This window comes from Exiguobacterium sp. UBA1053 (assembly GCF_002316465.1).
Lineage (GTDB): Bacteria > Bacillota > Bacilli > Exiguobacteriales > Exiguobacteriaceae > Exiguobacterium_A > Exiguobacterium_A abrahamii.
This window is the reverse complement of sequence record NZ_DCDO01000013.1, coordinates 532,679-553,119: the sequence shown is the minus strand read 5'-3', so window position 1 is coordinate 553,119 and position 20,441 is coordinate 532,679. Positions and strand designations below refer to the sequence as shown.

Annotated in this window: 19 protein-coding genes; 15 read left to right on the top strand and 4 right to left on the bottom strand. The window is 46.6% G+C overall.

Features of this window, described 5'->3' with window-relative positions; translation table 11 throughout:
- Window positions 1-58: 58 nt before the first annotated feature.
- The 4 genes from tpx (at window position 59) to B3G15_RS10520 (ending at window position 3,801) form a co-directional block, all read left to right on the top strand.
- On the top strand, window positions 59-550 hold the full coding sequence (tpx, locus tag B3G15_RS10535; protein ID WP_035396538.1) for a thiol peroxidase: 492 nt from the start codon (window positions 59-61) through the stop codon (window positions 548-550).
- A gap of 100 nt (window positions 551-650) precedes the next feature.
- The gene (locus tag B3G15_RS10530) at window positions 651-1,559 is read left to right on the top strand and encodes a class I SAM-dependent methyltransferase (protein WP_064299503.1); all 909 of its coding nucleotides are present in this window, start codon (window positions 651-653) and stop codon (window positions 1,557-1,559) included.
- Window positions 1,560-1,679: 120 nt separating this feature from the next.
- Window positions 1,680-2,891 carry an acetate kinase gene (locus tag B3G15_RS10525; RefSeq protein WP_023469051.1) on the top strand — a complete coding sequence of 404 codons (1,212 nt, stop codon included), beginning with the start codon at window positions 1,680-1,682 and terminating at the stop codon, window positions 2,889-2,891.
- Window positions 2,892-3,195: 304 nt separating this feature from the next.
- Window positions 3,196-3,801 carry a 3D domain-containing protein gene (locus tag B3G15_RS10520; protein WP_050678579.1) on the top strand — a complete coding sequence of 202 codons (606 nt, stop codon included), beginning with the start codon at window positions 3,196-3,198 and terminating at the stop codon, window positions 3,799-3,801.
- Between the two features lie 108 nt (window positions 3,802-3,909).
- Here B3G15_RS10520 and B3G15_RS10515 read toward each other — a convergent pair whose 3' ends face one another.
- A complete protein-coding gene (locus tag B3G15_RS10515) occupies window positions 3,910-4,347 on the bottom strand; it encodes a universal stress protein (RefSeq protein WP_029342342.1) in 438 nt (145 codons plus the stop codon).
- 154 nt (window positions 4,348-4,501) lie between these two features.
- On the opposite strand from B3G15_RS10515, the gene B3G15_RS10510 reads away from it, so the two are divergent.
- The gene (locus B3G15_RS10510) at window positions 4,502-5,227 is read left to right on the top strand and encodes an SDR family oxidoreductase (protein ID WP_064299505.1); all 726 of its coding nucleotides are present in this window, start codon (window positions 4,502-4,504) and stop codon (window positions 5,225-5,227) included.
- A 436-nt stretch (window positions 5,228-5,663) separates the two neighbouring features.
- On the opposite strand, the gene B3G15_RS10505 is transcribed toward B3G15_RS10510, so the two are convergent.
- Window positions 5,664-6,767 carry a M24 family metallopeptidase gene (locus B3G15_RS10505; protein WP_064299506.1) on the bottom strand — a complete coding sequence of 368 codons (1,104 nt, stop codon included), beginning with the start codon at window positions 6,765-6,767 and terminating at the stop codon, window positions 5,664-5,666.
- A gap of 155 nt (window positions 6,768-6,922) precedes the next feature.
- Here B3G15_RS10505 and B3G15_RS10500 point away from each other — a divergent pair, with 155 nt between their 5' ends.
- Window positions 6,923-8,233 carry a DRTGG domain-containing protein gene (locus B3G15_RS10500; protein ID WP_023469046.1) on the top strand — a complete coding sequence of 437 codons (1,311 nt, stop codon included), beginning with the start codon at window positions 6,923-6,925 and terminating at the stop codon, window positions 8,231-8,233.
- A 51-nt stretch (window positions 8,234-8,284) separates the two neighbouring features.
- Here B3G15_RS10500 and B3G15_RS10495 read toward each other — a convergent pair whose 3' ends face one another.
- Window positions 8,285-8,593, bottom strand: coding sequence for a YtpI family protein (locus tag B3G15_RS10495; protein WP_023469045.1), 309 nt, complete (start codon window positions 8,591-8,593; stop codon window positions 8,285-8,287).
- Window positions 8,594-8,656: 63 nt separating this feature from the next.
- Here B3G15_RS10495 and B3G15_RS10490 point away from each other — a divergent pair, with 63 nt between their 5' ends.
- Window positions 8,657-9,592 (top strand): DHH family phosphoesterase, encoded by a 936-nt coding sequence (locus B3G15_RS10490; protein ID WP_290720706.1) that lies wholly within the window; start codon window positions 8,657-8,659, stop codon window positions 9,590-9,592.
- A gap of 65 nt (window positions 9,593-9,657) precedes the next feature.
- Here the strand turns inward: B3G15_RS10490 and B3G15_RS10485 are convergent, their stop codons facing one another.
- Entirely contained in the window at window positions 9,658-9,852 is a 195-nt protein-coding gene (locus tag B3G15_RS10485; RefSeq protein WP_023469043.1) for a hypothetical protein, read from the bottom strand.
- Window positions 9,853-9,998: 146 nt separating this feature from the next.
- Between B3G15_RS10485 and dnaE the strand changes: the two genes are divergently transcribed.
- The 8 genes from dnaE (at window position 9,999) to citZ (ending at window position 20,377) form a co-directional block, all read left to right on the top strand.
- Window positions 9,999-13,160 carry a DNA polymerase III subunit alpha gene (gene dnaE, locus B3G15_RS10480; protein ID WP_290720703.1) on the top strand — a complete coding sequence of 1,054 codons (3,162 nt, stop codon included), beginning with the start codon at window positions 9,999-10,001 and terminating at the stop codon, window positions 13,158-13,160.
- A gap of 102 nt (window positions 13,161-13,262) precedes the next feature.
- The gene (locus B3G15_RS10475; protein WP_050677654.1) at window positions 13,263-13,781 is read left to right on the top strand and encodes a FadR/GntR family transcriptional regulator; all 519 of its coding nucleotides are present in this window, start codon (window positions 13,263-13,265) and stop codon (window positions 13,779-13,781) included.
- Window positions 13,782-13,802: 21 nt separating this feature from the next.
- Window positions 13,803-14,663, top strand: coding sequence for an acetyl-CoA carboxylase, carboxyltransferase subunit beta (accD, locus tag B3G15_RS10470; protein WP_023469040.1), 861 nt, complete (start codon window positions 13,803-13,805; stop codon window positions 14,661-14,663).
- Window positions 14,650-15,585, top strand: a complete 936-nt coding sequence (gene accA / locus B3G15_RS10465) for an acetyl-CoA carboxylase carboxyl transferase subunit alpha (protein ID WP_290720699.1) — start codon at window positions 14,650-14,652, stop codon at window positions 15,583-15,585. The genes accD and accA overlap by 14 nt, the downstream gene beginning before the upstream one ends.
- 147 nt (window positions 15,586-15,732) lie before the next feature.
- The gene (pfkA, locus tag B3G15_RS10460; RefSeq protein ID WP_029342336.1) at window positions 15,733-16,701 is read left to right on the top strand and encodes a 6-phosphofructokinase; all 969 of its coding nucleotides are present in this window, start codon (window positions 15,733-15,735) and stop codon (window positions 16,699-16,701) included.
- A 65-nt stretch (window positions 16,702-16,766) separates the two neighbouring features.
- Window positions 16,767-18,515, top strand: coding sequence for a pyruvate kinase (gene pyk / locus B3G15_RS10455; protein ID WP_050677653.1), 1,749 nt, complete (start codon window positions 16,767-16,769; stop codon window positions 18,513-18,515).
- Window positions 18,516-18,575: 60 nt separating this feature from the next.
- Window positions 18,576-19,046 carry a DUF441 domain-containing protein gene (locus tag B3G15_RS10450; protein WP_023469036.1) on the top strand — a complete coding sequence of 157 codons (471 nt, stop codon included), beginning with the start codon at window positions 18,576-18,578 and terminating at the stop codon, window positions 19,044-19,046.
- Window positions 19,047-19,264: 218 nt separating this feature from the next.
- The gene (gene citZ / locus B3G15_RS10445) at window positions 19,265-20,377 is read left to right on the top strand and encodes a citrate synthase (protein ID WP_290720692.1); all 1,113 of its coding nucleotides are present in this window, start codon (window positions 19,265-19,267) and stop codon (window positions 20,375-20,377) included.
- The last annotated feature ends 64 nt before the right edge of the window (window positions 20,378-20,441 follow it).

The following is a 20,441-nucleotide window of genomic DNA, read 5'->3' as shown; positions in this document are numbered from 1 at the left end:
TTCCTATAGTTAAATAGAAAATACAGTATATCCATTCAGGGGAAAAGGGGAATTCATAATGGCAACGTTTAAAGGAAATCCAATCACACTTCAAGGTACGGCGGTTCAAGTCGGACAAACAGCTCCTGACTTTCAAGTGTTAGCTAATGACTTATCACCGGTAACACGTGATACATATCAAGGTGTCCGGATCATCAGCGTCGTCCCATCAATCGATACAGGCGTTTGTGATGCACAGACACGTAAATTCAATGAAGAAGCAGCAACAATCGAAGGTGTGACGGTCATGACGGTCTCAAACGATCTTCCATTCGCACAACGTCGCTGGTGCGCATCAAGCGGTCTCGATCAAGTCGTGACGTTGTCTGATCACCGTGATCTTTCATTCGGTACACAGTATGGCGTAGCCATCGAAGAATTACGCCTGCTTGCCCGTTCTGTTTTCGTTCTTGATTCAAACAACGAGATTACGTACGTTGAATATCTTGAAGAATCAACAGACGAAGTCAATTTCGAAGCAGCACTCGCTGCAGCACGTGAAGCGAAGTAAGAATGGTTTACAAACGCCGCTGAAGCGTTACAATGGAACTAATGATAGAAACGGCTCCCGCTCTACGGGGGGCCGTTTCGTTTTGGAGAGGATGACGTACATGGAACCGTTAGAAAAGTTATATAAGGAATTAACACGTCAAACAAAACAAATCGAACGTGATCTTGATATGCCCTATTTAGAAGCGTTGACGACGGTGATTGATCGATTGAACGATCGTCATACTGAAAATGTAGACAAAGAAGTCATTCGTAAGGCAGTATCGCTTGCTATTCTAGAAGGGATGAAACAAGCACAACCGAACCATTTGCCGACGCCAGACAGTGTCGCTTTGTTTGCTGGTTATCTAATCGGGAAATTGGTAGGTAAGGAGGACATCCGGCTACTTGAGTTGGGGAGTGGGACAGGTGGCATGTTGCATGCCGTCTTAAGTCAGCTTTCGACAGGTACATCCGCTGAGGCGGTCGAGGTGGATGAGACATTGATTCGTTTATCGGCAGCGGTAACGGAATTACTCGACTATCCAGTCACGTATACCCATCAAGATGCGTTACGTCCATTATTGTTGGATCCAGTTGATCTTGCGATGGCTGATCTTCCTGTCGGTTATTATCCGGATGAAGAGGCTGCCGCTTCTTACATCTTGAAACGAGACGAAGGCATGAGCTATAGTCATTTCTTGTTGATTGAACAAGCGATGCAATACGTCAAACCAGGTGGATTTGGTGTCTTCGTTATTCCGAACGGTCTGTTCCAGCATGATACGGAAGGCAAGTTGAAACAATACTTCGAATCAAAAGCGCATGTCATCGGTATTTTGCAGTTGCCGCTCACGATGTTCAAACAAGAACAGGCGGCAAAAAGTTATTTGGTCGTCCGTAATCATTTAGCCGGTATGAAGATGCCGAAACAAGCATTGCTTGCTGAGTTGCCATCGTTCACAGATGCCCGCGCGTTTGGTGGTATGGTGAAACAGATTGATGAATGGATTAACACAGAATTAAAATGAATTACGCAAAGTGATTGAAATCTGTCGTTAATTTGACTATTCTAGTTGTAGAACAGAAATAGAAGAAAACCTAAACAGATGTGAATGTTCATTGGATTCAAATGGAAAAGGGGAAAAATCATGGCAAAAATTATGGCGGTAAACGCAGGTAGTTCGTCTTTGAAGTTCCAATTGCTCGAAATGCCGAACGAAACGATGATCGCAGTCGGACTCGTTGAACGCGTCGGTAAAGACGATGCAATCTTTACGATTAAATATGGTGAAGGACAAAAGTATACAGATGTCCTCCCACTTGCAACACATAAAGAAGCAGTCGAGTTGTCACTCGAAAAATTAATGGAGTTCGGAATCATCTCGTCTTACGATGAGATTAAAGGTGTTGGACACCGTGTGCTTCATGGTAAAGAAAAATATGCAGACTCTGTATTGATTACAGATGAAGTCATGCACGATATCGAGTCGTACACAGAGCTCGGACCACTTCACATTCCACCAAACTTGATCGGAATCCGGGCATTCCAAGCATTGCTTCCGGAAGTACCACAAGTGGCAGTCTTCGATACGGCGTTCCACCAAACGATGCCAGAAGAAAACTTTCTTTACAGCTTGCCGTATGATTACTATACAGAATACGGTATCCGTAAATATGGTTTCCACGGTACGAGTCACAAATACGTTACGGAACGTGCATCTGAATTACTCGGTCGTCCGTTAAAAGACCTCCGTTTGATCTCGTGTCACTTAGGTAGCGGAGCATCAATCGCAGCAGTTTCAGGTGGCGAATCAATCGATACGACGATGGGCTTCACACCGCTTGAAGGGATCACGATGGGAACACGTTCTGGTTCACTTGACCCAGCGTTGATTCCATTCTTGATGGAGAAAACAGGGAAAACAGCAGAAGACGTCTTGAACGTCATGAACAAAGAGTCTGGAATCTACGGTCTCTCAGGTCTTTCAAGTGACTTGCGTGATGTCCAAACGGCTGCTAAAGAAGGAAACCATCGTTCAGAGATGGCACTCCGTATCTTCGCGAACCGTATCCACGGTTACATCGGGCAATACGCTGCTGAGATGAACGGTGTCGATGCGATCATCTTCACAGCCGGTGTCGGAGAAAACTCAGATTCAATCCGTGAGCGTGTCTTACGTGGTCTTGAATTCATGGGCGTTTACTGGGATCCATCACTCAACAACGGAGCTCGTGGAGAAGAACTCTTCATTAACTACCCACACTCACCAGTTAAAGTCATCATCATTCCAACGAATGAGGAATTGATGATTGCACGCGACACGGTTCGTGTTGGTGGATTAGTTGCTCAAAACGCATAATCATTTCAAAAGGACTGAGTCGTTATTCCAACGATTCAGTCCTTTTTTTAATGAAATCTACGAAAGAAAATATACGAACGTACGATCCATTGTTACGTTGTTTGTCATATAACGAAAAATGAAAGGTCATCTTTGTAAAAATAAACCCAAAAAAGGTCGATTTCTTAAAAAAATGAGTCGTTTGTAACATAAAAGTAATAGTACAGACATATTTTTGTGGTCTATATGTAACGGCACTCCCTCGTTTTGTCATGTATATTAATCTCAGTTAACAAACACGAAACAATGATGGAGGAGAAAATACATGATGAAACGGATGCTCGCAAGTGTTTTAACGGTCGTGTTAGCACTCAGTTCGTTTGCAGGTCTTCAAGCAGAGGCTGCAACTAAGAAAAGCGTCAAGTCAACAGTCGATAGCCTAGTCATTCGTCAGAAAGCTACTACTTCTTCGAAAAAGCTCGGTCTTCTATATAAGAACCAAACGTTATCGTACAAAGCAAAAACAGGTAACTGGTATAAAGTAAGTTACAAAGGTAAAACAGCTTACCTTAGCGCAAGCTACTCGAAAGTCGTGACATCAAGCAGTTCGAAAAAACAATCGACAGGTGGTTGGAAAACAATCACGAACGTAAGCGCAACAGCTTACACACCGTATGATCCAGGTAGTGGTAATCTGACAGCAATCGGTTGGAACATTAAAAGCTCGAAAAAGAAAGTCGTAGCGGTTGATCCACGTGTCATTCCACTTCGTTCGACAGTGAAAGTGTATTACAAAGGGAAATTAAAAGGGACGTATACAGCTGCTGATACTGGCGGTGCCATCAAAGGGAAGAAGATGGATATCCTTTACTACTCTCGTTCAGAAGCTTTCAACTGGGGTCGTCGTACGGTTACAGTAAAATACAAATGATTTTAAACCATCGGACATTGGTTCGATGGTTTTTTTATTTAAATAGGTCGTCAAAAAGCCTTTCTTCCTTTGAAATGAAGGAAGAAAGGCTTTTTGTAGAAGAGTGATTCATAAACGGACGATCAAGACGTCGCATTTTGCGTAACGCGTAATGCTTTCAGAGACACTACCGATGAAGAAACGCTCGACAGCGTTTAAACCAGTTGCGCCACAGATGATTAAATCGGCATCGTGATTAGGGGCAAGCTTTTTAGCGATCGTTACTTTCGGTGAGCCGTATTCAATCGCTACTTCGACTTCCTGTACACCGCGATCTTGAGCGGTCTTGACGTATTCGTCTAGCAATTCCTTCGCGTAAGATTCGGCACGTTCCGTGATGGTGCGGTCATAGGCTTCAACTGTTGCGAATGTCCGTGTATCAATGACGTGTGCGATGATCAATTTTGCATCATTTCGCAATGAAACATCGATTGCCGTCTCGAAGGCACGTTCTGCCTCTTTTGAGCCATCTACTGCTACGAGTACATTATGATAGACGATTGCCATGATGAATCCATCCCTTCGTAATCGATATGATGAGTACACCCTAATTATACCATTCTCTTACTGGGAGCGGACGAAACATTCAGTGAGTTCTAAAAATTGTTCTTCCTTTCCTTTCCGTCGTAAGATGGAGTCAGTGAAAGGGGGCGATGCCAAGATGAGGCACGCGTTAATTACAGCAGGTACAAAAGGACTGGGAGAACGAGTGACGCGCCAGTTACTGGAAGAAGGTTGGAAAGTGACGGCGTTTCATCGTTCCGAACCCGAATTTACACATCCGAATCTCATGACGATTCAAGCGGATGTGACGAATCAAGAAGAATTGGAACGCGCAACCCAACAAGCAATCAACGAGCATGGTCGGATTGATGCGTTGATACTTAATGCAGGACCTTATATATTCGAACGAAAAGCATTAGTGGATTACACTGATCAGGAATGGAATGAAGTGATCACTGGGAATCTGACAGCTAGTTTTTGGCTATTACGTCAAGTATTACCCGTCATGCGTAAGCAAGCCTATGGTCGAATCATTACGTATGGCTTTCCAGAGAGTGCAACAGCGCCAGGGTGGGTATGCCGGGCAGCGTTCGCTGCTGCTAAAAGCGGGATGGTGAGTTTGACGAAGAGTGTAGCGCTTGAAGAGGCAGAGCACGGCATCACGGTCAACATGGTCAACCCAGGAAACATCGTCGGTGACAATAAGACGAAGTTGATTTCTGAAGCGGAGCAAGATGAGGCGACGCCGGTCGGAAGAACGGGTGTCGGAGAAGATATCGCTCGCGCGATTTCCTTCTTGTTGGCAGAAGAATCAAGTATGATCACGGGAGCAATCCTCGATGTTACAGGTGGCGTCAATGTCGTCCATCAATCCCGTAAATAAGCAAAAACATCTAATCCAAGCAATGGATTAGATGTTTGAAACTGAAGATAAGGTGCAATTTTTCTCTAACGAGAAGGATTGCGCTTTTTTGTTCGTCTCGCATCGTTTTCCTGGGACAAGCATCGCGCCGCTTCGCTTCGTTGCAGGGTCGTTCTTGCTTGTTTTCCCTAGGAAGCGATGTCGAGTGAACAAAACGTTCCTCAAATCCTTCGGTATAAAAAGAATGACGCGTCACACGCCACTCCTACAGGAAAAAGCGCAATTTTGCGCTGTCAGAGACAAACAAGACCCGTTTTCCTGCTTGAATGAAGCGGGAAAACTGGCTTGTGTCTCGCCTGAGGGAAGGGCATGAAAAGACGAGATATTTTTTAGTCAGACATTTTGTCTATAATCAGAAACACCTAATCCGAGCGATGGATTAGGTGTTTGTCTTGAGTTAAGATGACGGAATGGATTGAAGATGTTTGGGTGTGCGAGTTAACGCAACTGGACCTTCCGCAGTGAGATGAATATCATCCTCGATACGGACGCCACCGACACCTGGAACATAAATGCCTGGTTCGAGTGTGTAGACGATACCAGCTTCAGCCGTCAGTAGATTGTTTGACGCGAGAGATGGGAATTCATGAACCTCGATTCCGAGTCCGTGACCGACACGGTGCGTGAAGTACTGTCCGTAGCCAGCGTTTGTAATAACGTCACGGGCTGCCTTATCTAATGAACCGAGTGTCGTGCCGATCTGACTCGCTTCTGTCGCGGCTTCAAGTGCTTGGCGAACCGTTTCATAGATCTTTTTCTGTTCTTCGTTCGCTTCGCCATAAATGAAGGTCCGTGTAATATCGGAACAGTAGCCTTTCCAAACGACGCCGAGGTCAAATAAGACGAAATCGCCTTCTTGGATGACACGGTCGCCGGGTACACCGTGCGGATCAGCACTGTTTGCACCAAATAGGACAAGCGTATCAAATGACATCTCACGGACACCTTTTTTCTTCATTTCATATTCGATTTCTGCAATGAGTTCGATTTCCGTGATCCCTGGGCGGATCGCTTGTTTACCGATTTCGATTGCTTCGTCCGCAAGTGCGGCTGCTTCTTGAAGAATAGCGATTTCTTCCGGTGTTTTCTTCAGACGAAGCGCTTGTAAAGACTCACCGATATCCAGAATGGCTGCGTTCTCGAGACGTGAGCTTAGTTCCTGATAGCGACTGAACGTCATGTGTTCCCCTTCGATACCGATTCGGTTATTCGAGTGCTCGAATGTCGCGAATAATTCTGCTAATCGATCAAACGGGTTTTCGTGATCCTCATACGTCACGACGTCTCCTTTCCAAGGACTCGCTGCAACGATACTTGCTTCGAGTGCCGGACAGAATAATACATGTTTGCCGGTTACATCGACGAGGACCGCCATGACACGTTCGTGGGGTTCAGCGTAGACTCCTGAGAAATAAAAGACATTTGCCTTCGAAGTGACGACGGCTAAGTCGATTCCTTGTTCTTTCAGGAATTCACTGATTTGGTTCGTACGTTCGCTCATATATGATTCCACCTCTCTACTCATTTTCTACATAAGTATATCATCGTCCGGTTCGAAAAACATTTATCGTAAATCAGACTAGTACACGTTTTCATCTTTAGAGTAGTACAGTATAATGACAGGAGAGTAGAAAAAAGGAAAAGAAGGGATACAGTATGCCTACGAAACACGAACAGATCATTCGACATATCGAAGATCTTGATGTCGGAACAAAGATTTCCGTCCGACAAATCGCGAAGGATTTGACCGTATCCGAGGGGACGGCTTATCGCGCCATCAAGGAAGCAGAAAATTTAGGGTTCGTCTCGACGATTGAGCGAGTCGGAACGATTCGGATTAAAAAGAAACAAAAAGAAAATATCGAGAAGCTGACATTCGCGGAAGTCGTGAACATCGTTGACGGTCAGGTGCTCGGTGGTCGAAATGGATTACACAAGACGCTGACGAAATTCGTCATTGGTGCAATGAAGCTCGAAGCCATGATGCGCTATATCGATGTCGATAGTCTCGTCATCATCGGAAACCGCGAAAAAGCACATGAACTCGTGCTTGAAGCAGGAGCTGCTGTATTGATTACCGGTGGCTTTGATACGACGGAGGATGCAAAACGATTAGCGGATGAGATGGAGTTACCGATCATTTCGACATCCTACGATACGTTCACGGTGGCGACGATGATCAACCGAGCGATTTATGATCGATTGATCAAAAAGGAGATTTTACTCGTTTCGGATATTTTAATTCCGTTGCATGATACGTTCTATTTACAGACGACGGATCCGATTTCACGCTGGCACGAGTTGAATGAGCAGACGAAACACAACCGTTATCCCGTCATCGATGAACAAATGAAGGTCGTCGGTGTCGTGACAGCGAAGGACATCATTGACCGTCCACATGACTGGGCTGTTGAAAAAGTCATGACCCGTCATCCGATCACGGTCGGTATTCGAACGAGTGTTACGAATTCTGCGCATCAGATGGTCTGGGAAGGAATCGAGATGCTGCCAGTCATCGATCAGTACGGTCGATTACTCGGGATCATTAGCCGTCAAGACGTCCTCAAGGCACTGCAACTCGCGAATCGTCAGCCACAAGTCGGAGAGACGTTCGACGATCTAATTACAGGACAGATCAAGGCGGCAGAGGACGAACGGGGACCGTACTTATCGCTTGAGGTCTCGCCGCAAATGACGAACTTCATGGGGACTGCTTCGAGTGGGGTGTTGACGACGCTTCTAGTCGAAGGAGCGACGCGAATGTTGCGCCATATGAAAAAAGGTGACCTTGTCATCGAGAACGTCAGCATCTATTTCATTAAACCTGTTCAAATCGAGAGCACGGTAACGATCCGGGCGAATGTCTTTGACGTCGGTCGAAAATTCGGGAAAGTCGATGTCGAGATGTATCAAGGCACACAAATCGTTGCGAAGGCACTCGTGACATCCCAACTCATCGATCGTTAAATGAATCAAAAAGAACCGAAGTCAATGGACTTCGGTTCCTCTGAATCTAGCTCAGGATTGCTCCATCTCGCGGACGACATACGGATAAATCTTTTTGTAACGGATGAATCCGGCGATGAATGAAGCAACACCAACGATGATTAAAATGGAACAAACGATTTTCCCGACGAGTGTCGTTAATCCGTTTCCGGAAACGAACTGGTTGACGGCGAATAGGATGACGAACAAGCTCAACCAAATGCTCGCTTGCGTATTGAACAAGTATTTTCGGTTCGTGCTTTTCGTATGGAACGCGCGGCGTTTTGCTAACAAATACCCACCAAGCGAGAAAACGATGAGGGCGATGAGGATGAATTGCATGTTAAAAGGACCTCCTTTTTGTCTTCATCTCATATCATATCAAGATTAGAGGAGCTGTGCACAGTGAAAGAGCAAATCAAACAAATGATTGAAGCGGCAGATACGATCATCATTCATCGTCATGAACGTCCAGATCCCGATGCACTCGGTAGTCAATTCGGTTTGCAATTGACGTTACAACATCAATTCCCTTGCAAAACGGTATTAACGGCCGGAGAGATGGCGACATCATTGTCATTCATGGGAGAGCTCGATCAAGTAGACGATGAACTATACAAAGAGGCGTTAGTCGTGATTCTGGATACAGCGAATCAAGCGCGGATTGACGGGAAGGTCGCAATGACAGGAAAAGACGTCATTAAAATCGACCATCATCCGGATGAAGATCCATACGCACCAGTACAACTCGTCGATACGACGATGAGTTCGACATCGGAACTGCTCGTTCATTTATTGAACGAATGGGGATACGACATTCCAGCATCAGCTGCCATTCAATTCTACGCTGGGATCGTTGGTGATACGGGACGTTTCCAATTCCGTGGCACGACGAAACGAACATTTGAAGTCGCAGCGCAATTGATTGATGCAGGAATCGATACGGACTGGTTGTATCGCAATATGTACGAAACAGAACTTGCGGCGCTTCATTTACAAGGATATGTCCTTCAACATATTCAATTGACGGATCAAGGTGTCGGTTATGTCGTATTGACACAAGATTCGTTGAAGCAGTTTGGGGCGACGGTTGAGCAAGCATCGTTGCTCGTCAATAGTTTTGCCGGTTTAAAAGGCATGAAGTGTTGGGCATTGTTCCTTGAAACGGACACGGAGGTTCGCGTCCGAATTCGTTCGAAGGGTCCCGTCATCAATGAAGTAGCAAAAGAATTCAATGGTGGTGGACATCCGATGGCGTCTGGTGCAACGATTGGACAGTTGAGTGAGGTCGAACGTGTCATCCGTCGTCTGGACGAGGTCGCTGCTAACTTCCAGTTTTAAATGGAAAAAGGCTGCTCGGTCTCACTCCTCTCATTGAGGAAGCGAAGCGAACAGCCTTTTTACGCTTATTGCGTTTTTGTTTCGTCTTGCGGAATGAACCAAACGCCACGATCTGTGTGATCTTCAATGACATTCAGTTGAAGTTCAGCGACAGATTTGCGAATCTTCTCAGCGATTTCTTCCGTTTCAGTAAAAGCGGTAACACCGAGCTTTAATTGTTCGACTTTTTCACGTGCGATTTGACTGCGATTCAAAATCATGAGAAACGCTCCTTCCGTACCCGTCATGATATTTCTATACTTATTGTATCGAATAATAAATCAGATGGCGAGTACTTGAGTCAGTTAGATATGAATGTTCTGAAAACTTTTAAAAACATCCATCAGAAGAGAAAGGAGAATGGAAGATGCATATAAATGTTCGAACGCAGTTTAGTCCATTGCAGAGTTTAGTTCGAATCGAGCCCTATCTCGATGAACTAGTCCGTCGACACATCGGACGAGCGGTCATCTGTGAAACGACATTGACAGGAGTTCCCGCATTCATCGATGCATGTCAGCGTCGAAATATGCAACCGATCGTCGGATGGGAGCAGCGAATCGAAGAAGAAGAATTTTGTATCTTATGGTTTGCTTTTTCTTCTGATGGACTGCGTCAACTGTATCGACTAGCCAGTCAACAAGAGGAGACTGAAGTTTCATCACTGATCGCGGTGCTCGTGCCACTGCGTCAAGCCTCTGAAGATGCGACGCGTCTACGTCGTTCCTTCGTTCAATGGATGGGACACGTTCAAGGAGCGCGTACATATATGGGCGTGACCTCTAGTCGCTCAACGGTCGAACGAGAGAGTCGTGCGCGTTACCGCGAAGTAGCAGCAGCGCTTGGTGTTGAGACCATCCCAGTCGATCCTGTTCGTTACATTCGTCGAGATGAAGCGTCAGCGTATCAAGCAATACGTGCGATTGGTGAGGCGACGACGTTCCAAGACCAAAAGACAGATCGTCTGATGCATTTAAAGACCCGGGAAGAGTTACTCGAAGACTTTACCGAGCGAGAAATTACGATGGCGGAGCAGTTTGCTACGACATCTGAACGCTTGGAATTACCGTTTCAACAACGTCCACTGCCACGTATCGCGGAAGACTCGAATGCGTTATTACGAAAACGTGCTGAGGAAGGGTTACTGGCACATGGTCATGAAAGTAACGAAGCGCGGGAACGTCTCGCTTATGAACTATCAGTCATCGATAAGACGGGATTTGCTGATTACTTCTTAATCGTTGAAGAACTCGTACGTAGTGCAAAAGCGAAAGGCATTTTCGTTGGACCTGGTCGAGGCTCAGCAGCTGGATCACTTGTCAGCTATGCGCTTGGGATCACGACGGTGGATCCATTGAAATATGGATTACTATTCGAACGATTCTTGAACCCTGAGCGGATTTCCATGCCGGATATCGATATCGATATCGAAGATGAACGACGCGAAGAAGTATTAGAGGATCTCGTGATGCGTTACGGAAAAGATCACGTTGCTCAAATCGGTACATTGTCGACGCTCGGTGCCAAAGCCGCTTTGCGAGACGTCGGACGGACGCTAGAGTTTTCGAAGGATGAGTTAGATGCTGCGGTCAAACAGCTTGGAAAATCAACGACGTTACAAGGGATTGAACAAAACAAACAGACATATCGCTGGTTCTCTGGAAGCGAAAAGCGCCGGCAACTGTTGCAACTAGCGCAAGCGGTCGAGGGTCTCCCGCGACAACGTTCGGTTCACGCGGCCGGTGTCGTCATTGGATCTGAACAGCTCGTCGAGACGACACCCGTTGAAACGGGACCAAATGAACGCTATGTGACGCAGTTTTTGATGCAGGCATTGGAACGTCAAGGATTGTTGAAAATTGACTTGTTAGGATTACGAAATCTCAGTCGTTTGCGTCGGATGGAAGAATTGATTCGACGAGAACAGCCATCCTTTACGCTCACGCAAATTCCAGAAGAAGACCGCGCGACATTCCAAGTCTTTGCCCGCGCCGAGACGGATGATATTTTCCAATTCGAGTCGACAGGTATGAAACAGACGTTGCGCGAAGTCAAACCGAATCGGTTCGAAGATTTGGTGGCAACGATGTCACTCTATCGTCCGGGACCAATGAAATTCATTGATCTGTACGCGAAACGAAAAGCTGGTCAACCTTATCAGATGTTGCATCCTGTATTAGAAGACGTACTTGCACCAACGTATGGCATCATCGTCTATCAAGAGCAAGTCATGGAAATCACCCGTCGAGTGGCTGGATTTACACTCGCACAAGCAGATTTATTACGACGTGCGATTTCTAAAAAAAGTACGGATTCGCTCGAACAGGAACGGGTTCGTTTTCTTGAAGGAGCAAAGTCGAATGGATTCGATGATGCGATTGCACAATCACTTTATGAACAAATTGAGCGATTCGCTGGGTATGGATTCAACCGAAGCCATGCAGTCGCCTATTCAAAGATTAGTTATGCCCTCGGATATATCAAAGCGCATTTCCCGCACATTTTCTTACTCGTTTCGGTCGAACAACCGGAGCGTCTCGTCCGATTGATGCGCGAACGACGTCTCCCGGTCCTATCGCCGGATGTCTGGATTTCGGATTATCGTTCTTCACTAGAAGGCAAAGGGATTCGACTCGGTATCCATGTCATCAAAGGTATTTCCGAGCGTGAGTTCGAGCGTGTAAAGGAAGCATCGAAGCACACAGCGACGATTGCTGATCTGTTGACCCACGTCGGATGGGGCAAGAAGGAGCGCGCAAAAATTGAATTGTTACTCTACAGTGGTGCGCTAGACCGAGCGACGCACGGCGATCGAGGACTCGCTGAACAAGAGGTGCTCGAGTATTTCACCGAGTCGTCGAATACATTACTTCCAGACGAGTTGGCAATTCTCGGGAAACGCCGGACACAGAAGTCATCGAAACGAAGTGATTCCGACTGGGCACGATTAGAACGGGAAGTGCTTGGATTCTGGTTGACGTATTCGCCGTTGACGACAGCGATGAAAGCTCCGGTTGAATCTGCTTATTTTCATGACCTTGGCGTCGGTTCGGAAACACATTATTTAGTCTGTTATATTGATCAGATTCGAGACTTCAAGACGAAACGCGGTCAAACGATGGCGGTCATTCAGGCAGTCGACGGATATTCGAATGAAGAGGTCGTCGTCTTCCCGAATCAATATGAACGATTCTGTCGATCACTTTATTTAGGGAACGTCTTGCTGATTGAACTAAAGGTGCAGGATCGCGAAGGAGAGCGTCAGTTCATATTGGAACGTCTCCGTCCGCTTGGACAAGATGTGCTATTCGTCAAGTTAACATCAAAAAATGAGCTGGCTACACTCGAGCAGTTGCTGGAAGCGGCACCAGGCGATATTCCAGTTGTCGTCCGCTACGCGGATTCACGCGAGACGAAATCGTTACCGCCGCTTTATGCAGTGCAGCATGATGAGGAATTACTAGCTCGGCTACGTATTCGGTTTGGCGAGGATCATGTCGTCCTGAAAAATGTCCCCCGCTCAAACTAGTACTAGGTAATAAGATTTGTTATAATAAGGGGTAATTGGTCTGACCAATGCCACCGATTGAAGCAACCGACTGAAGGGTCAGAAAGGTGGTGCCGTATCGATATGGAGAAGAAACGAAATGCGTTTGAAGCCAATATCGCGGCGATTAAATTGATGATCGAACAAGATGGATTAGTTCCAGGAGACCGTATTCCATCGGAACGGGAACTGGCAGAACGACTATCTATCAGTCGACCGTCCGTACGAGAAGCATTACGGACGCTCGCTTATTTAGGGATCGTCGAGACACGACATGGAGGCGGAAGCTTTCTATTGAACCGTGACGATCATACCTATATTCAAATCATCGCTCAATTCTTAGTGACTGGCGATTCGAAGTTCGAAGACTTGGCAGGAACGCTCCGCTTGCTTGAGCAAGCAGCGCTCGCGCAGCTGGATGACCTTTCGGTGCTTGCACCAGTCGTATCATCCGATGCAGCGTTTCGTGAGACGTTGATTCAGACGGTCGATAACGATTTGTTTGAACGAATCTGGCGACAAGTCAATGCCTTCCATAAAAGCTTCGGTCAAGGGGAACTCTATACGCAGGCGGAACGGGAACAACTCTTGAACCGCCCATAGGATGACAAGGGGGAACTGAACGTGCAAGCATTTTTTCGAAAACCTAAAAAGTTCGTCACGCTGACTTCGAAGGAGCAGCGTGTCGATGTGCCAGTTGGCCTAATGACGAAATGTCCGAAATGTAAATTAATCCAATATACGAAACAACTGGAGGCGAACTTACGTGTCTGTTCATGTGGGTATCATCACCCATTGACCGCGCAAGAACGTTTTACGCAATTATTCGATGAAGGTTCGGTGACGTATTTCGACTTACCGGCAGTTCAAGCGGATCCGCTCGGGTTCCAGGATTACCCGGAAAAATTAAAGGGCGACCAAGTCAGAACGGGTCTTGAGGAAGCGATCGTCTGTGGCGTCGGGAATGTGAATGGTCACCCACTCGTCGCTTGTGTCATGGATGCACGATTCCGGATGGGCTCGATGGGTGCAGCGGTCGGTGCTGCGATTTCTGAAGCGGTTCGCTACGCAACAAAACATCGTCTACCTGTCACGATTTTCTCCGCTTCAGGAGGAGCACGGATGCAAGAGGGAATGGTTAGTCTCATGCAGATGGCAAAATCGAGTCTCTTCTTAAAACAGCATTCAGATGCTGGATTACTTTATATTTCTTGTATGACTCATCCGACGACCGGCGGTGTATCAGCAAGTTTTGCGATGCTCGGTGACTTTAACATCGCTGAACCGGGGGCGTTGATCGGGTTTGCAGGTCGACGGATCATCGAACAGACGATACGTGAAAAACTACCGGAAGATTTCCAAACAGCAGAATTCTTATTACAAGCAGGTCAACTGGACGATGTCGTATCACGACATGATCTGAAAACGTACTATACGCGAATCTTAAAGCTACATGCGGAGGGAACGAACCATGCAACCATTTGACCAACCAGTCATCGCGTTACGCGAAAAAATTCTTGAGCTCCATGATATGGCGGAAACACAAGGTCTAGACTTCAAGGAAGAACTCCAACTTCTTGAAGAACGCCTTCATCGGTTAGAACTCGATATTTACGGGAATATGAAAGCGTGGAATCGTGTTCAATTGGCACGTCATCCAGAACGTCCAACGACACTCGATTACATTGAATCCATCTGTGAAGATTTCATCGAACTACACGGCGACCGTCATGGATATGATGATGCGGCAATCGTCGGTGGAATCGGAACACTGAATGGTCGTCCGGTGACGATCATCGGTCATCAACGCGGAAAAGATACAAAAGAAAACATTCGTCGTAATTTCGGGATGCCACATCCGGAAGGATATCGAAAAGCACTACGTCTCATGCAACAAGCGGAGAAATTTAATCGACCGATCATTACGTTCATCGACACGAAAGGGGCTTACCCAGGACGTGCGGCAGAAGAACGTGGTCAGAGTGAGGCCATCGCGAAAAACTTATTTGAGATGGCTGGCATGACGGTTCCAATCATCTCAATCGTCATCGGTGAAGGTGGATCAGGTGGTGCTTTAGGAATCGGAGTGTGTGATCAACTCTTGATGCTCGAGAATTCAACGTATTCGGTCATCTCTCCTGAAGGTGCTGCAGCATTGTTATGGAAAGATGCAAGTCTTGCGGAGAAAGCGGCAGAATCGATGAAGATCACAGCACCTGATTTATTACGACTCGGGATCGCGGATGCCATCATTCCAGAAGTCGTCGGAGGGGCGCATCTCGATGTGTCATTACAGGCGGATAAATTAAAAGCTGTATTGGTACAGAAGCTTGAATCATTGGTTCATCTGACCAAGGAAGAGCTCATCGATCAGCGGACCGAAAAATATCACCAAATTGGCACATAAGCACCATGTAATCGCTATCATGATTGATATTCCTCATTTCCGGAATCGATGATGAAAAAGCTAGTGAAAGTTTATGCAATCTGCCCTGTTGTAAAACAAGAAAACAACGTGCTATTTTAGATTCAGATTAATGGAGAGGTGATTAACGTGAGTTTAAAACGGATTGCTGTCTTAACGAGTGGCGGCGATGCACCAGGTATGAATGCCGCGGTGCGTGCTGTCACGCGTAAAGCGATTTTTCATGGCTTAGAAGTATTTGGTGTCTATAACGGTTATCAAGGATTAATCAACGGGGACATCGTCCAGTTGAACCTTGGGTCAGTCGGTGACATCATTCAACGAGGCGGAACGTTCCTACGTTCAGCACGTTGCCCTGAGTTCCGTACAGAAGAAGGACGAGCAAAAGCGGTCGTCAATCTTAAGAAATTTGAAATTGATGCACTCGTCGTCGTAGGCGGAGACGGGTCGTATCGTGGTGCTCAAAAATTGACGGGACTTGGCTTCCCGACAATTGGACTTCCAGGTACGATTGATAACGATATCCCTGGAACGGACTATACGATCGGTTTTGATACAGCGCTCAACACGGCGCTTGAAGCGATCGATAAAATTCGTGATACGGCATCGTCGCATGAGCGGACGTATGTCATTGAAGTCATGGGACGCGATGCGGGTGATATCGCATTATATGCAGGACTTGCTGGTGGAGCAGAATCGATTCTTGTTCCTGAGCGTCCTGAAGATTTAAAAGAAGTCCTCGATCGCATTCAAAGTGGTGTCAATCGCGGTAAGAAACACTCAATCGTCATCGTCGCTGAAGGTGCAGGTCGTGCTCAGGACGTTGGAGACGCGATCGCAAAAGAAACAGGTCTCGATACACGCGTCACGGTTCTTGGTCACGTTCAACGTGGTGGAGCACCAACGGCAGCGGACCGTGTACTTGCAAGTCGGATGGGGGCGCATGCCATCGAAATCCTACTTCAAGGAAAACAAGGACGTGTCGTAGGTGTACGTGGTGGTAAGATGATCGATCTCGATATCGATGAGGCACTCGACGAAAATAAACATGAGCTGGATCTTGATATTCTCGAGCTTTCAAAACAGCTTTCGATTTAACGAACGTCGATAGGATTGGAATGGACAAGAGAACTTGGCCAAACACCGTAGGAGGTTTATGGAATATGCGTAGAACTAAAATTGTATGTACGATTGGACCGGCGTCAGAAAAACGTCTTCCAGAAATGATTGAAGCAGGTATGAACGTCGCTCGTTTGAACTTCTCACACGGCGATTATGAAGAACACGGTGCACGTATCACGGATATCCGTCGTGCAGCGAAAGAAGCAAACAAAATCGTTACGATTCTTCTTGATACGAAAGGACCAGAAATCCGTACACATTCGTTTGAAGAAGGAAAAGCGCTTCTCGAACGTGGTCAAGAAGTCATCATCGTTAGCGGAGACGCAAACGAAATCGTCGGAACGAAAGATAAATTCTCTGTCACGTATGAAGGACTCTATGATGACGTCGAAGTTGGTTCGATGATCATGCTTGATGACGGTCTCATCGGTCTTCGTGTCACTGAAAAACTTCCGAACCGTGAGCTTCGTTGTTCAATCGAAAACGAAGGCGTCATCAAGACGAAAAAAGGCGTTAACTTGCCAAACGTGAAGGTTAACCTTCCTGCTTTGACAGAAAAAGATATTGCGGATATCGAGTTCGGTATCAAGAGCGATATCGATTTGATCGCGGCATCTTTCGTGCGCCGTGCGTCAGACGTCGTTGCGATTCGTCAATTGCTTGAGAAAAACAACGCGAGCCACATCAAAATCTTCCCGAAAATCGAGAACCAAGAAGGTGTCGATAACATCGAAGAAATCCTTGCGATTTCGGACGGTTTGATGGTAGCGCGTGGTGACCTCGGTATCGAGATTCCAACGGAAGAAGTCACGCCAACTCAAAAAGACTTGATCAAGCTTTGTAACGACTTCGGTAAACCAGTCATTACAGCAACACAAATGCTTGACTCGATGCAACGTTTTCCACGTCCAACACGTGCTGAAGCATCAGACGTCGCGAACGCGATTCTTGATGGTACGGATGCAATCATGCTTTCAGGTGAGACAGCAGCAGGGGACTACCCGATCGAATCTGTCCAAATGATGCACTCGATCGCAAAACGTACAGAAAAAATGCTCGACTACAAGCTCTTGTTGAAAGATCGTCAGACACGTAGTGAGCACACAGTAACGGATGCAATCGCTCAAGCGGTTACGCACACTGCGATCAACTTGGACGCAAAAGCAATCTTGACACCGACACAATCGGGTTACACGGCTGCACGTATCTCGAAATACCGTCCAGAGCCAAACATCGTCGCTGTTACACCAAGCGCACGTGTCGCACGTCAGTTGAACATCGTATGGGGCGTGTACCCAATCGTCGTTGATCATCTTTCAGACAACACGGATGACATGTTGACACTTGCTGCGGACACAGCAAAAGACGCTGGTTTCGTCACAGATGGTGATCTCGTCGTCATCTCAGCAGGTATTCCTGCTTTGACTGCTGGTACAACGAACATGTTGAAAATCCACATCGTCGGTAAAGAGATCGCAAACGGTCGCGGTATCGGTGAGCGTGGAGTCGTTGGCGAAGTCGTCATCGCAAACAATGCTGAAGAAGCAAACTCTAAAGCGAAGCCAGGCATGATCCTCGTTACGAACTCAACTGATCGTGACATGATGCCTGCAATCGAGATGGCTGCAGCGATGATCACAGTTGATGGCGGATTGACAAGCCATGCTGGAATCGTTGGACCATCACTCGGTAAACCAGTCATCGTTGGTGTCGAAGATGCATTGACAGTCTTCAAAGACGGTCAAATGATCTCAATCGATCCATTGACAGGTAAACTATATAACGCATAATCCATTCATGACGGACGTGACTTAGGTCATGTCCGCCTTTTTTTTGTATGAGGAGGACGTATGGAAGCTTATCTTTTTTTGATTGCCCTCGTCTTCATCGGGGTCATCGCACAAAATAAATCATTAATCATCGCTGCAGCCTTCCTGCTGATCATCAAGGCAATCGGGCTGGATGGTAGACTGTTTCCTTCCTTGCAGGCAAAGGGGATCACGTGGGGCGTCACATTGATCACGGCAGCGATCCTCGTACCGATTGCAGCAGGGGATATCGGATTTAAGGAGTTGCTCCAAAGTATTCGGGGACACATCGGCATCATCTCATTTTTATCAGGAATTTTTGTTGCAATCGTCGCAGCACACGGTGTTGGACTGATGAAAGAAGATCCACTCGTGACGACAGCCTTGCTAGCTGGAACGATACTTGCGGTCGGACTCTTTAGAGGTGTACCGGTTGGACCATTGATTGGTGCTGGAATCGCGGCGCTCGTCATTGGAATGTGGGATGTCATCGCAAAAGCGTTCACAGGATGAGCTGAATCAGCAAAGTAACTGAATTAATTTTTTGATAATAGTATGCAAGTTCATTCACTTTTTGGGTAATTTTGTTTATACTAAGAACAGAAACAAGATGGTCTATTCAAGAGTACAGCGCTACAAGCATGGGGAACGACTCTTGAGTGGACGTCTTTTTTTCAATACGGAAATGAAAGCGTTTTAAATTTCTGGGGAAAAAAAGGGGGATTATTGTCATGACGCAAACTAAAGGTTTAGAAGGAATCGTCGCGACTTCATCGAAAATCAGTTCGATCATCGATGGTCAATTGACGTATGGCGGTTATACGATTGATGATTTGGCGGAGCACGCCTCATTTGAGGAAGTCGTCTTCTTATTGTGGAACGACCGTCTACCAAAAGAAGAGGAATTGAAGCAACTATCGGAAGCACTCATTTCCGAAGCAACGGTTGCGACTGCCGTTCTTGAAACGATGAAGGCAGCACCGAAGTCGGCGAATGCGATGGCGACGATTCGAACAGCGCTCTCTCAACTCGCGCTTTACGATGAGACATCGGAAGATATGTCGACTGAGGCGAATTACGCTAAAGCCATCAAATTACAGGCACAAATCGCAACACTCGTCACAGCTTACGCCCGTATCAAAAAAGGACAAGAGCCGATCGCACCTAAAACAGGTCTTTCATACGCAGGAAACTTCTTGTTCATGTTGACGGGTGACGAGCCAACGGAAGTTGCAGAAAAAGCCTTCAACCAAGCGCTCGTTCTTCACGCTGACCACGAGTTGAACGCTTCGACGTTCACGGCACGTGTGTGTGTCGCGACGCTCTCTGACGTCTACTCAGGTGTGACGGCAGCGATGGGCGCATTAAAAGGACCACTTCACGGTGGCGCGAACGAAGCCGTCATGAAGATGTTGTTAGAAATTGATTCGGTTGAAAAGGTTGACGAGTATGTTCATAATAAACTTGAGAACAAGCAAAAAATCATGGGCTTCGGTCACCGTGTCTACAAGGACGGCGATCCACGTGCGAAGCACCTTCAAGAAATGAGTCGTCAGCTGACTGCTCAAATCGGGGAGCCGAAATGGTATGAGATGTCAGTTAAGATCGACGAAATCGTCCAATCGGAAAAAGGATTGAAACCAAATGTTGATTTCTATTCCGCTTCTACGTACCATGCACTTGGACTTGATACAGAACTATTCACTCCAATCTTTGCAGTAAGTCGGATGTCAGGTTGGTTGGCGCACATTTTAGAGCAGTATAGCGATAACCGTCTGATTCGCCCGCGTGCAGACTACACGGGTGAAACGCACCGGACATACGTGTCCATCGAAGAACGTTAAAAGGACGGGGAGGAGCAATCCTCTCCTGATTTTTGATGTAGATTACAATTACTTAAGGGGGATT

Excerpts from the sequence above, each read along its gene's own strand:
- citZ (WP_290720692.1), top strand. The coding sequence starts at position 19,265 with ATGACGCAAACTAAAGGTTTAGAAGGAATCGTCGCGACTTCATCGAAA.
- pyk (WP_050677653.1), top strand. The coding sequence starts at position 16,767 with ATGCGTAGAACTAAAATTGTATGTACGATTGGACCGGCGTCAGAAAAA.
- tpx (WP_035396538.1), top strand. The coding sequence starts at position 59 with ATGGCAACGTTTAAAGGAAATCCAATCACACTTCAAGGTACGGCGGTT.
- B3G15_RS10485 (WP_023469043.1), bottom strand. The coding sequence starts at position 9,852 with ATGATTTTGAATCGCAGTCAAATCGCACGTGAAAAAGTCGAACAATTA.
- accA (WP_290720699.1), top strand. The coding sequence starts at position 14,650 with ATGCAACCATTTGACCAACCAGTCATCGCGTTACGCGAAAAAATTCTT.
- B3G15_RS10475 (WP_050677654.1), top strand. The coding sequence starts at position 13,263 with ATGGAGAAGAAACGAAATGCGTTTGAAGCCAATATCGCGGCGATTAAA.
- B3G15_RS10505 (WP_064299506.1), bottom strand. The coding sequence starts at position 6,767 with ATGAGCGAACGTACGAACCAAATCAGTGAATTCCTGAAAGAACAAGGA.
- B3G15_RS10495 (WP_023469045.1), bottom strand. The coding sequence starts at position 8,593 with ATGCAATTCATCCTCATCGCCCTCATCGTTTTCTCGCTTGGTGGGTAT.
- B3G15_RS10500 (WP_023469046.1), top strand. The coding sequence starts at position 6,923 with ATGCCTACGAAACACGAACAGATCATTCGACATATCGAAGATCTTGAT.
- B3G15_RS10520 (WP_050678579.1), top strand. The coding sequence starts at position 3,196 with ATGATGAAACGGATGCTCGCAAGTGTTTTAACGGTCGTGTTAGCACTC.
- B3G15_RS10515 (WP_029342342.1), bottom strand. The coding sequence starts at position 4,347 with ATGGCAATCGTCTATCATAATGTACTCGTAGCAGTAGATGGCTCAAAA.
- B3G15_RS10510 (WP_064299505.1), top strand. The coding sequence starts at position 4,502 with ATGAGGCACGCGTTAATTACAGCAGGTACAAAAGGACTGGGAGAACGA.
- B3G15_RS10525 (WP_023469051.1), top strand. The coding sequence starts at position 1,680 with ATGGCAAAAATTATGGCGGTAAACGCAGGTAGTTCGTCTTTGAAGTTC.
- dnaE (WP_290720703.1), top strand. The coding sequence starts at position 9,999 with ATGCATATAAATGTTCGAACGCAGTTTAGTCCATTGCAGAGTTTAGTT.
- B3G15_RS10530 (WP_064299503.1), top strand. The coding sequence starts at position 651 with ATGGAACCGTTAGAAAAGTTATATAAGGAATTAACACGTCAAACAAAA.
- B3G15_RS10450 (WP_023469036.1), top strand. The coding sequence starts at position 18,576 with ATGGAAGCTTATCTTTTTTTGATTGCCCTCGTCTTCATCGGGGTCATC.